Source organism: Pedobacter sp. MC2016-14 (genome assembly GCF_020991475.1).
Lineage (GTDB): Bacteria > Bacteroidota > Bacteroidia > Sphingobacteriales > Sphingobacteriaceae > Pedobacter.
This window is the reverse complement of the sequence record NZ_JAJMPA010000001.1, coordinates 253,305-265,195: the sequence shown is the minus strand read 5'-3', so window position 1 is coordinate 265,195 and position 11,891 is coordinate 253,305. Positions and strand designations below refer to the sequence as shown.

The window sequence follows — 11,891 nt, the reverse complement described above, 5'->3', positions numbered from 1 at the left end:
CGGGAGGTTAAATTTGTGTTAGGCAGCTGTAGATTTGTGTATAAGCGCCTTAGCCAGTTCAATTTCTTCCAATTGAATGGTATGTTGTCTGCCTTTATATACTTTTAACGTAACATCTGCTGTCATGCCTTGTAAAATCGCTACACTTTCATTTACCCGGCTTAGTGGCACATGAGCGTCAGGATCTCCGGTCGTAATCAGCACTGGAGTGTTATTGAAATCTCCGGAGTAGTTTATGGTTTCTAAAACCTGGCCAATTAAACCACCCGTAAAAGCAATTACGCCACCATATTGCTTTGCATTGCGGGTAACATATTCCAGCGCAAGACAAGCTCCCTGGGAAAAGCCAAGGAAATAAATCTGGTTTGCAGGAATTCCCTGTCCGATAATTTCGTTTACAAGATTTCCAATCACCGTTAATGAGGTGTCTAAAGCAGGCTGGTTGCTGGCAACAGGAGCGATAAAGCTATTGGGATACCAGCTATAGTTAGCTGCTTGTGGTGCAAATAGCGCGGTATCATTAAGATCCAGATGTTTGCCGAGGCTTAGAATGTCCCCGGCTGTTGAACCCCTGCCATGAAGCATGACGATTGCTTTTTTAGCTTCAGCTGCAGGCGTACCTGCAGTCTGAATATTTTGAGCTTGTGTATTCATGATTAAGTTAAACTTGGTAAATTGATTTCAATAGCCGCTCTATTGCTCTCATATTGAGCAGGCAATTTTAAATTTGTACCCAATTCCGATACGCTTTCATCTACAGAAAAGCCTGGGTTGTCAGTTGCAATTTCAAAAAGTACACCACCTGGTTCACGGAAATACAAAGAATAGAAATAATTACGGTCAATTTTCTGCGTAATGTTCAATCCTTTGGCCGCAATCAAATCATGGTATTCCATTAGTGTTTGTTCATCTTTAACACGGAAAGCCACATGGTGTACTGAACCACCGGCAACATGCCCAACACCTTCGCCCGGCGTTTCAACAAGGTCAATTAAATTGCCGTTTCCTACGGTATCCGTTGCAAAACGGTAACGGTTTACATGTTGTTCCTGCAAGCTGTATCCCAAAATATCTGTCAGCACATCTGCTGTTGCCTGTATTTTATTGGCTGCAATGGTTACATTGTGAAATCCCCTGGTTGCATTTGCAGCCGTAATTTCAGGAGTTTCCCAAGGTGTACGGTTGTCAGCATTTTTACCTACAATCAATTCAAATTTCAATCCATCAGGATCAAGAAAGGTCAAATATTGTTCGCCAAATTTTTCTGCCGTTTTATTGTAAATGATGTTGTTGTCTTCAAATCTTTTCAACCAGAAATCCAAACTGTTTTCAGGTACAGAATAGCCGATCTCACTAACTTGTCTTGTTCCTCTTCTACCCGGAGCAATGCCTTCCCATGGAAAAAAGGTCAGGATGGTTCCAGGTGTGCCCACCTCGTCACCATAATATAAATGATAGGTGTTTGGGTCATCAAAATTTACCGTTTTTTTGATCAACCTCAATCCAAGAACCCTTGTATAAAAATCGTGATTTTTTTTTGCGTTACCTGCAATAGCAGTGATGTGGTGCAGGCCTAAAATTTTATTTTCCATTGTCTTCTATGTTTTAATTTGTTCAGTAAGTTTTACTGTTATTAGCTTTTCTTTGTTGATTCAAATTTACGGCGAAGCTTTGGGCTGGAAATTGATGTAAGGTAAGAAACGTTAATTAGTGGTTTTTTTTAGCGTAGACCAGTTTTGTGGTGTTGTTTGCCATTATGTATGCAAGGAGGTAATATGTATACGTGCCACAGCAATTTCTACAAAAGCTGCAACAGTATAAAGTTCTGGCTGCAAAATCACCTAAATAAAAAAGTTGATTGCAGTTGCCTTTTAGTATCTTTCAATTCAGTTGTGCATTAAAGTCTTTTTATTTCATCAACTGCAAGGCCTGTAATTTTAGAAATAAGATCAAAAGATAAATTTTCTGATTTCATTCCTTTCGCTGTTTCAAGCTTACCTTTTAACTCACCTGCAAGCTTGCCCTTTCTTTCTCCCCTGATGTAGAGAATGTCTCTTTCAATTTCAAATATTGGTCCTAGTTCCATATCTTCTTTTATGATTTCTTCAAAATTACGTAATTCCAATAGTACCCGCAGCTGCTTGCGGCATTTGCCTTTAGCCAGTTCCCCGAGATCCTGGGCCTCAATATCATCCAAAATTTTCTCCAGCAATAATTTAGGATCATCCCCATTAAAATTGCCTAACAAAGCGAGCATACGCTGCTCCAAACGATCAGAACTTAAAAAAACTTTGTAATCAATTGTGGAGAGCGGGATCATATTAAACCAGAAATGCATGTAGGCCGTATCAATTCTGGTTGGCATTACAGGTTCAGCTGAACCAATATAAATCAGAAACTGCAGCACAGGTAATTTATATTTTCTTTGCAGCATAATGGCATATTCAGCCATGCGCAGAGCTATCTCGCTGTCATTACCCCGTTGGTATTCCACATGCAGAATAAAGATATTTCCATTTGCATCTATTACCTTTTTAAGCAGGTCTACTTTACGCTCTTTAGTGTGCTGAAGGTTATCGGGGATTTCTTCAATCGTATGGACATGCAGATGAAGTACATCCTTAATAAGGCCTGGCAATGTCATTTCCATATTTTCCCTGAATACTTTATCAAACTGGGCTTTCTGGTTAACATTATAAGTCTCGTAACCTTCTTCTAAAATTAAGGAATGATCTTCTTCAATAATCAACATATGATTATAAATTAATTCGTAACCAAAGGTAAATCACCGAGACGCTATTAGTCGTATGTTTTCAGGAATATCCGTAAGTTTTTAAATACTACGGCTAGCACGCGTTTAAATAGCCAATACCGTCGTTTTTACTTTTAACATGATACTTTTATTTGCATTAGCGAATGATGAGGATAAATTTTCTATAATCCTGCCACAACATCTATAGTTAGACTGTTGCACTTGAAATTGCGATAGCCGACATGCCCATTATTTTAAGATTTTTTGCAACCGCAAGCGTTTTTCATTTGCTGCGTCTGGTAAATCTACCTCAGGTATTTTTTCTGCACTAGGGGAATATGCGTTCTAAAGTGCAGTAAAAGGAACTTTTGCGGGTAACTTAGCCAATTCATTATTGATGAGTTTATAATTGCTTCGGTAGGTGCCAAGTTCTCCTGCAACAAAAGGTAATGTTGGATGATTGGTTTCCTTACGTAAACGTGCAATCAGCTCCACTAGCTTTTCCAGATACACGTTTGCATTATTTTGTCTGCTGTCAGATTCGCCTTGCAGCCAAAGGGTGCCACTAATAGGATCGGTTTTCATAGCCGCTTTAATGCGTACCAAAGCATCGTCGTACGGATGAGTATCAGTTGCCTGGTCACCTTTATATGTTATTGGTAATTTCTTCAGTTTTAATTTCTGCACAAGAATTATTGGTTGTTTAGAAATCAAATACTTAAACCAAATTTGGTTTTTTCCAGAAAGAAAGCAGCAATACCGTGAGGTAAGATCCATTGATGAACAGATGTGGCAGCAATTTATTGTCAACCGGCAAAGCCACCAGCATAATGACCAGAGAAATCAATACCAGTGCCGCATAAATTAAGGCGGCAACTTTGCGCTGCGGGGCATAGGTGACAAACTGTGTAATGACATAGAGCACTATGAGCCAGCATAAAACATAGGTTGAATACCAAAACAAATCTCCGCCAGACAGATTAGACCAAAAACTGGCAGGTGCCGACAAAAATGTCGATAACTGCGATAGCATAGATCTTACCAGGAGCAGGTAGGTAAAAACATAAAACAGATAGAAGCCGATGATCATAAGGATCCAGCGAAAAATGGTTGCGGTTGTGGTTGTAGGTTTGGTTTGTTGCATGATTTTTTTTCCCTTTTTAAAGTCATACAGGTTCAAGCGACAAATTAGAAAAAAAATCTAGTACATTAGTATATATTGTCATTTTTTTTTGCTCGGATTGTTCCTGATTAATTTACTAGTTTTGCATCTTCCCCCCATTTACTTTTTAACTTCGGGGGATTTTATATCAACTACCGAATTAATATGTGTGGAATTGTAGGTTATATTGGTTATAGGGAAGCTTGGCCAATTGTGTTAAAAGGCTTAAAAAGACTGGAATACCGTGGGTACGACAGTGCAGGTATTGCATTAATTAACGATGCTGGTTTAAATATTTACAAGAAAGCAGGTAAAGTACTTGAACTGGAGAATTTTGCTGAAGGCAAAAATATCTCCGGAACAATTGGCATGGGCCATACCCGTTGGGCTACCCACGGGGCACCATCAGACAGGAACTCTCATCCGCATACCTCTAATGACGGCCGATTATCAATTATCCACAATGGAATCATTGAAAATTATGCTACCCTAAAAGAGGAATTAAGCAGTAGGGGCCATATATTCAACAGTGATACCGATACCGAAGTATTGATACACCTGATTGAAGAAATTTATAAAGCAGATAATGTTGATTTACTGGAAGCGGTTCGCTTAGCCTTGCAGGAAGTTAGTGGTGCATATGCCATTGTTGTGATGGATGAAGAGCAGCCCGATCAACTAATTGCGGCCCGTAAAGGTAGTCCGATGGTAATTGGTGTAGGTGAGGGTGAATATTTTATCGCATCTGATGCTACACCTATTATAGAGTATACTAAAAACGTAATCTATTTGAACGACAATGAAATTGCTTTTGTTAAACGCAATGAATTGTTGATTAAACGATTGGATAATGTGGTGCAAACGCCATACATTCAGGAGCTGGAGCTTAAGCTTGAAGCACTGGAAAAAGGCGGCTACGAGCATTTTATGTTGAAGGAGATATTTGAGCAAACGCGTTCTATCAGAGATTGCTTAAGAGGTCGTATTTATCCTAATGAAGGACGGGTACAGCTCGGTGGCATCAAAGAATATGCAGATAAGCTTAAAAATATTGACCGGATTATTATTGTAGCTTGTGGTACTTCATGGCATGCCGGCCTTGTGGGTGAATATTTAATTGAAGAATATGCGCGGATTCCTGTAGAGGTAGAATATGCTTCTGAATTCAGGTATCGTAACCCCATCATTACCGAGAAGGATGTGGTTATAGCAATTTCTCAATCTGGAGAAACTGCGGATACTATGGCGGCTATTGAAATGGCGAAGGAACGTGGTGCCACGATATTTGGCGTATGTAATGTGGTAGGTGCATCTATCCCGCGCCTTACCCATGCTGGTGTTTATACCCATGCAGGCCCGGAAATTGGAGTGGCCTCTACAAAGGCATTTACTGCGCAGGTAACTGTACTTACGCTCATGGCATTTTATATGGCACAGCAGAAAGGTACGCTTACCCAGACCAAACTCGTTGAACTGCTGACTGAACTAGATAATATTCCCGATAAAATTCATAAAGCTCTGCAATCTAATGATGTGGTTCAAGAGATTGCCCATAAGTTTAAAGATTCGAGAAACTGCCTTTTCTTAGGTCGTGGTAGTGGTTTCCCGGTAGCGCTTGAGGGTGCATTGAAATTGAAAGAAATCTCTTATATCCATGCCGAAGGTTATCCTGCCGCAGAAATGAAACACGGACCTATTGCACTGATTGATGAAGAAATGCCAGTTGTAGTTATTGCAACTAAAAACTCTTCGTACGAAAAGGTCATCAGCAATATCCAGGAAGTAAAAGCAAGAAAAGGAATTGTACTTGCAATAGTTACTGAAGGTGATACGGAAGTGCGTGGCATGGTAGATTATTGCATTGAGATACCAGATTCCAGTGAAGCATTTTTACCATTATTGGCCACTATCCCTTTGCAGTTGTTGTCTTACCATATTGCCTTATTAAGAGGCTGTAACGTAGATCAGCCAAGAAACCTGGCAAAGTCTGTAACAGTGGAATAACAATTATTTTACTTTTAGCTGTCGGTTTTTTTAACAGATTGAGCTAAGTTTGAAACCAGCACTAATCATGCCCTAATCAATAAGCAATGAAAAGAATTCTTTTAATGGCTTTGTTGGTTTCAAATGCAGCACTATCGCAGGCACAGAAACCGACGGCTAAACCTTTTGTTATTTCTGGTAAAACAGTAACGGTATACACTACAGCAGCTCAAACTCAACTCCGGATCTCGGAAACTGAAAAACTCAACTTTACTACTTTTAAGCAGCCGCTGGAAACTGATGTCTGCGTATTTGTGGATCCTACGCATACCTTTCAGACCTTTATGGGCATAGGAGCGGCAATTACCGATGCATCAGCAGAGACGTTTGCGAAATTGCCTAAAGCGGCACAACAAGAATTACTTACTGGCTATTACGATCAAAATAGAGGGATCGGTTATACGCTATTGCGTACTTCCATTGCCAGCAGTGATTTTTCAAGCGAAAGTTACGGCTATGTAGCTGAAGGCGACGTGGCGCTAAAAACCTTCAATGTAAAGCACGACGAGAAATACCGTATTCCTATGATTAAGCAGGCCATTGCTGCCGCAGGTGGTAAACTGCCATTGTTTGTGAGTCCATGGAGTCCGCCGGCATGGATGAAAGACAACAATAATTTATTGCTGGGTGGTAAATTAAAGCCCGAATTTAGACAGAGCTGGGCCAATCATTATGTGAAATTTATTAAGACATATGAAGCGATGGGTATGCCTATCTGGGGTTTAACGGTTCAAAATGAGCCAATGGCCAAACAGAAATGGGAATCTTGTATCTGGACGGCGGAGGAGGAAAGGGATTTTATTAAAAACTTTTTAGGGCCAACTTTGGCTAATGGAGGCCTGGGCGGCAAGAAACTGATTGCCTGGGACCATAACCGTGACCAGATTTTTCAGCGGGCGAGTACGATTTTAAATGATCCTGCAGCAGCTAAATATGTATGGGGAATTGGTTTTCACTGGTATGAAACCTGGACTGGTAGTGGAATGCAATTTGATAACCTGAAAAGGGTATCGGAGGCTTTCCCTGATAAAAGCCTGATTTTTACCGAGGGTTGTGAGGAGAAGTACGACCGTAGCCGTTTGGGCGACTGGTCTCTGGGTGAAAAGTACGGATATTCAATGATCAATGATTTTAATAGTGGTACTGTTGCCTGGACCGACTGGAATATTTTGCTTGATGAAAACGGAGGACCTAACCATGTGGGTAATTTCTGTTTTGCTCCGGTACATGCTGACTTAAAATCGGGTAAACTGATGTATACCAATGCGTATTATTACATTGGCCAGTTTTCTAAATTTGTTCGACCGGGTGCGAAAAGAATTTCCAGTGCTTCGAGTAGAGATGCGCTGTTAACTACATCATTTTTAAATACAGACGGATCTGTTGCGGTGGTTGTGATGAATAAAACGGATCAGCCTTTGCCATACTCGCTTTGGATTGCGGGTAAGGCAGCGGCTACAACCAGTATGCCTCATTCGATTACCACCTTGCTGATAAAATAGTTAGTGCGGTAAATAAAAAATTGGCACCATTATTATCTTTATTCCTGGTAAAAAGCGGTAGATGGTAAAAGGAGCACAGCAAAAGTTTATACAGGCCATAAAGGGCAAAGTCATTATGGCTTTACTTTTGGCTTGTTTTGCTTTATTTATGGCCTGGGCCGTCAGCAGAATTGCATTTAAAGAGATGCTGGCTACCGTCGATAACATTTCTGCACCCAATGAAAGGCTCCGAATAGTAAGTTCGCTGTCCAGGAAGATCTCTGGAATGGATCAGCTTCAAAAAACACAGGCCAGCAGGGCACCTGGTAATTATACTAAAGTTTTTCAGGAATCTAAGCAGCTTAGACTGGCCCTGGATACTTTGGGCTTCCTTTATCAGGAAGATACAGTGCAGCTTGGGCGTATAGCGTCCATCAGGCATTTGCTGACGCTCCGTGACCAGCAATTTGTGAATTATTTGAAGGAAAGGGAAAAACTGGTGAACAACAGGGCTTTCTCTGAGCAGGTGCGTAAGCTTAATGACCTGACCAGCAGAAAAAGCAACCCGTCTGACAGCACTGTGGTGACTTCGATTAAGAAAACATCTACTACCACTATTTTCCCCACAGAAGAGGAACAGAAGCCAAGAGGCTTTTTTAGCAAGCTATTTGGGAGGAAGAAATCTGCGGCAGAGCAGCCTTACAAAATCATCAACGAAGAAAATATCAAGAGAGATACCATCGCACTTTCTGCAGAAGGAAAAATTGTACGTGATCTGGAGGCTTCTTTAAAAAATATAGAGAAGGAACAACGACTCAAAAGTGCCCGGTTTATGGTCAAGGAAGCGGAATTGGCCGAGGCGAATGGCTTGCTGATTAACCAAATGCTTAACATATTGCGGAAAGTGGAAAGTGAGGCCGTGGCGCAAATTGAATTGAATAGTTTGCAGGCCAAAAGTGTAGTGAGCACTGGAATAAACAGAATCAGTATCATCATGCTGGTGTTCTTCTTTTTAATGGTCATTTTGCTGTATTTGATTTTAACGGACATTACCCGCAGTAACCGATATAGAAAGGAGTTGGAGCTGGCAAGGGACGAGGCGGAATATCATGGAAAAGCTAAACAACGTTTCCTTTCTAACATGAGTCATGAAATACGAACGCCTTTACAATCCATTATTGGCTATTCGGAAATGATCAGACAGCAGGAGCATCCGCAGCATAAAGATCTTGATGCGATACACCATAGTGCAGAACACTTGCTGCAGATTGTGAATGAAGTACTGGACTATAACAGGATTGTTTCTGGTAAATTCACTTTTTCTAATCAGGTGTTTAGCATGCCTGCACTGTTAGAAGAGGTTGTGGCGGTAATGCGTCCGCAAGCAGCGCAAAAGGTTGGTTCTTCAGCTAGTACGGTGCCAGCCTTACAGCTTAAAACAGATTTGCAGCTTCAGGGCATAGCTCAGGTAGAAGGTGATCCTTTTCGTTTAAAACAAATTTTGTTTAACCTGTTGGGGAATGCCATTAAGTTTACCAAAGAAGGGGAAGTGGTATTAGCTGCCCTTTATAAAAAACAGGGTAGTCAGTTACATTTTACCTTTAGGGTGAGTGATACAGGAATTGGTTTTAGTGAAGAGGATGCCCAGCATATTTTTAATGAATTTGAACAGGCAGAAAATCCGGATAAGAACCTGATGAACCAGGCTGGTACGGGATTGGGGTTGACCATTGTAAAATCTCTGGTAGAACAACAAGGGGGAAGGATTTATGTAAGCAGTAAAGTTGGTGCCGGAAGTGTTTTTACGGTTTACCTCACGTTTAACCAGGTAAGTGCTGATGCGGGAAGTATAGTTAAATATCAGCCAGGCATAGCCTTAACTTCATCAAAGGTTTGGATAGTAGATGATGACCAATTGATCCTTGATCTTTGCAGCATTATTTTCGAGAAAAACGACATCAGCTACACAAGTTTCAATAGTCCTTTAGCTTTGTTAAATGCCAAATGGGATCCTGATGTTAAATTTATCCTGATGGATATCCGTATGCCGGAAATGTCCGGGATTGAACTTTGCAAAATCCTGCGGAAGAAATCAGGTCCTGAGCTGGGTATTTATGCGATAACGGCTCAAGTACTACCGGAAGAACGTGCTTATTTGTTGGATCAGGGTTTTGATGGCTTAATCATGAAGCCGTTTAGGGAGCATGAAATACTGTCTATATTTAAGGAAGAGGAAGTATTGGTTGTTCCCGAGGTTGCAAATGATGGTGTGGAATTTGATCCTTCTGGCTTGGAAAAGATGACTTTTGGTGACCGGGAAGCTTTGCAAAAGATTTTAGACCGATTTGCCTTGGACAGTGCTGCTGATGCAGAGGAGTTGCTGGCATGTCTTGAGCATCCTAATCCGGGCCACACGGTTTTGCTGCTACACAGGTTGGCAGGGCGGATTGCGCAGATGGGTGCGAGGCAGCTGGCTGCAGGTTTTAGGAAAATGGAAATAGAAATGGGTGGTATGGATAAACCAGGTTTAGCACAGGTTCAGGAAATTAAATCCCTTCTAGGCCAACTTAAAACCTTATTACATCAGGTAGCAGATTATTCAATTTCGTAGCGCTCCATTTTACTATAGAGTGTTTTACGGTCTATATTTAGCAATTTTGCCGCTTTAGATTTATTGTATTTTACCTTCAATAAGGTTTCCAGGATCAGCGCCTTCTCGTTTACTTCGTTAATTGCTTTGAGGTCAGATCCACTGGGTTTTGGCGATTGGTGAATGGCAATAATCATTTCATCTGGTAGCGAACTTGCTTCGGCTGTTGTTCCTGGGCTAAGCAGCACCATTCGCTTAATTACATTTTTCAACTCGCGCAGGTTGCCCGGCCAGTCGTACTGCATTAAAATTCCTTTCGCTTCATCGCTAAGTTGCTGCACATTCCTGTCAAGTTCGGTATTGGAAATTTTAATGAAGTGGGTTATGAAAAGCTCCAGGTCTTTACCGCGGTCGCGCAATGCGGGAAGCTGTATTTTAAATTCGTTAATTCTATGATACAGGTCTTCCCTGAAATTGCCCTGGGATACACTGTTAATGAGGTCATCATTAGTAGCTGCAATAATCCTTACATCTACAGCAATGTTCTGAGTGCTGCCAATTGGTTGTATAACCCTTTCCTGTAAGGCACGAAGCAGTTTTACCTGTACTTCGTAACTGAGGTTGCCGATTTCATCTAAAAATAGCGTACCACCATTAGCGGCTTCAAATTGTCCGCGTTTATCAGTTAATGCCCCGGTAAAGGCACCTTTAGCATGTCCAAACAATTCACTTGCAGCAAGCTCTTTAGAAAGTGCACCGCAGTCAATGGCTACAAAGGGCTTGTTGCTGCGTTTACTCTGCTGATGCAGGGTCCGTGCTGCATATTCTTTTCCTGTTCCGCTTTCACCCTGAATAATTACAGACATATCTGTAGGTGCCACGAGTGAAAGGTGCTCGTATAATTTATCTGCGGTGGTACTGTTCCCTTTGATGGTATCTGCAGGAAGTACGGATTTGCCGGATTTCTCGGTTGATGGTTTTACCTCCAGCGCATTATTGATGATCATTAACAGTTCATCGGGATTAACTGGTTTGGTAATGTAATCTACTGCACCAAGCTGGATAGATTTTACGGCTGTACGCACATCATTAAAGCTGGTCATGATGATTAAAGGCATAGCCAGTCCTTTTTCCCGGCAATAAGAAAGTACATCGAGTCCGGTGCCATCGGGCAGACGGTAATCTACCAGTAGCAAGTCAAACTTTTGGTTTTCTAAGATTTTAACGCTTTTTTTTACCTCATTTACAGCAATGGGGCTGTGGCCGTATTTGGTCAAAAAACCTTCTAATAACTGAGAGAAAGTCAGGTCATCTTCAATAATTAGTATTTTTGCCATAGGTACTGTTAAGGTGATAAGTAGCAAAAATACAAAAGCCGGAGTAAATCCGGCTTTCATAAAGGTATTTAAATTGTTATTATGGGCTATTATTTTACAACACCATCTTTACCGATGTTTAAAGAAGCAGTTTCTTCGCCTTTTTTAACATCAATTTGATACCACTCAGTTTTGTCTGCAGCAGTAACTAAAAATGCTGCGGTAGGAATCCATTCTTTATACTTGTCTGATGACAAAGTAGCTTTAACTGGTTCTGGAAGTTCCTCTAATTTAACAGGAGTTTTAACGGTGCTATCTTGTTGAGCGATGATGGTAACCGGAGTTTTTACTTCGTTTGCATTTACTGCTGTTAATCCTGCGAATGCTAAAAATGCTGCTGATAAAATGAACTTTTTCATAACTTACTTATTTTTTAATTTAATAATTTGATTTTCTTGTGTTATGCCAGGTAAGGTTACATAATGGTGCCAAAACAAATTATAAATTGTAAGTTATTGGTTGTAAGTTGGGTAGGAATGTTGGCTGG

Annotated in this window: 10 protein-coding genes; 3 read left to right on the top strand and 7 right to left on the bottom strand. The window is 40.9% G+C overall.

Annotated features, from left to right (window positions below):
• Positions 1-18 precede the first annotated feature (18 nt).
• The 5 genes from LPB86_RS01035 to LPB86_RS01015 form a co-directional block, all read right to left on the bottom strand.
• A complete protein-coding gene (locus tag LPB86_RS01035) occupies positions 19-654 on the bottom strand; it encodes an alpha/beta hydrolase (RefSeq protein WP_230640607.1) in 636 nt (211 codons plus the stop codon).
• A 2-nt stretch (positions 655-656) separates the two neighbouring features.
• The gene (locus LPB86_RS01030; protein WP_230640606.1) at positions 657-1,592 is read right to left on the bottom strand and encodes a ring-cleaving dioxygenase; all 936 of its coding nucleotides are present in this window, start codon (positions 1,590-1,592) and stop codon (positions 657-659) included.
• Between the two features lie 305 nt (positions 1,593-1,897).
• Positions 1,898-2,752, bottom strand: coding sequence for a hypothetical protein (locus LPB86_RS01025; RefSeq protein ID WP_230640605.1), 855 nt, complete (start codon positions 2,750-2,752; stop codon positions 1,898-1,900).
• Positions 2,753-3,097: 345 nt separating this feature from the next.
• Positions 3,098-3,439, bottom strand: a complete 342-nt coding sequence (locus LPB86_RS01020) for a sialate O-acetylesterase (RefSeq protein WP_230640604.1) — start codon at positions 3,437-3,439, stop codon at positions 3,098-3,100.
• A 31-nt stretch (positions 3,440-3,470) separates the two neighbouring features.
• On the bottom strand, positions 3,471-3,896 hold the full coding sequence (locus LPB86_RS01015) for a hypothetical protein (RefSeq protein WP_230640603.1): 426 nt from the start codon (positions 3,894-3,896) through the stop codon (positions 3,471-3,473).
• 183 nt (positions 3,897-4,079) lie between these two features.
• Here LPB86_RS01015 and glmS point away from each other — a divergent pair, with 183 nt between their 5' ends.
• From glmS to LPB86_RS01000, 3 genes are all read left to right on the top strand, one after another.
• The gene (glmS, locus tag LPB86_RS01010; protein ID WP_230640602.1) at positions 4,080-5,918 is read left to right on the top strand and encodes a glutamine--fructose-6-phosphate transaminase (isomerizing); all 1,839 of its coding nucleotides are present in this window, start codon (positions 4,080-4,082) and stop codon (positions 5,916-5,918) included.
• A gap of 86 nt (positions 5,919-6,004) precedes the next feature.
• A complete protein-coding gene (locus LPB86_RS01005) occupies positions 6,005-7,459 on the top strand; it encodes a glycoside hydrolase family 30 beta sandwich domain-containing protein (protein ID WP_230640601.1) in 1,455 nt (484 codons plus the stop codon).
• A gap of 61 nt (positions 7,460-7,520) precedes the next feature.
• Positions 7,521-10,049 (top strand): hybrid sensor histidine kinase/response regulator, encoded by a 2,529-nt coding sequence (locus LPB86_RS01000; RefSeq protein ID WP_230640600.1) that lies wholly within the window; start codon positions 7,521-7,523, stop codon positions 10,047-10,049.
• Here the strand turns inward: LPB86_RS01000 and LPB86_RS00995 are convergent.
• Positions 10,034-11,365 (bottom strand): sigma-54 dependent transcriptional regulator, encoded by a 1,332-nt coding sequence (locus tag LPB86_RS00995; protein WP_230640599.1) that lies wholly within the window; start codon positions 11,363-11,365, stop codon positions 10,034-10,036. The two genes, LPB86_RS01000 and LPB86_RS00995, sit on opposite strands and share 16 nt — an antisense overlap.
• An 89-nt stretch (positions 11,366-11,454) precedes the next feature.
• Positions 11,455-11,763, bottom strand: a complete 309-nt coding sequence (locus LPB86_RS00990; RefSeq protein ID WP_230640598.1) for a hypothetical protein — start codon at positions 11,761-11,763, stop codon at positions 11,455-11,457.
• Between the last annotated feature and the right edge of the window lie 128 nt (positions 11,764-11,891).

What these genes read in the sequence shown, in the direction of transcription:
- LPB86_RS01035 (WP_230640607.1), bottom strand. Translation starts at nt 654, where the DNA reads ATGAATACACAAGCTCAAAATATTCAGACTGCAGGTACGCCTGCAGCT.
- LPB86_RS01005 (WP_230640601.1), top strand. Translation starts at nt 6,005, where the DNA reads ATGAAAAGAATTCTTTTAATGGCTTTGTTGGTTTCAAATGCAGCACTA.
- glmS (WP_230640602.1), top strand. Translation starts at nt 4,080, where the DNA reads ATGTGTGGAATTGTAGGTTATATTGGTTATAGGGAAGCTTGGCCAATT.
- LPB86_RS01015 (WP_230640603.1), bottom strand. Translation starts at nt 3,896, where the DNA reads ATGCAACAAACCAAACCTACAACCACAACCGCAACCATTTTTCGCTGG.
- LPB86_RS01025 (WP_230640605.1), bottom strand. Translation starts at nt 2,752, where the DNA reads ATGTTGATTATTGAAGAAGATCATTCCTTAATTTTAGAAGAAGGTTAC.
- LPB86_RS00995 (WP_230640599.1), bottom strand. Translation starts at nt 11,365, where the DNA reads ATGGCAAAAATACTAATTATTGAAGATGACCTGACTTTCTCTCAGTTA.
- LPB86_RS01000 (WP_230640600.1), top strand. Translation starts at nt 7,521, where the DNA reads ATGGTAAAAGGAGCACAGCAAAAGTTTATACAGGCCATAAAGGGCAAA.
- LPB86_RS01030 (WP_230640606.1), bottom strand. Translation starts at nt 1,592, where the DNA reads ATGGAAAATAAAATTTTAGGCCTGCACCACATCACTGCTATTGCAGGT.
- LPB86_RS00990 (WP_230640598.1), bottom strand. Translation starts at nt 11,763, where the DNA reads ATGAAAAAGTTCATTTTATCAGCAGCATTTTTAGCATTCGCAGGATTA.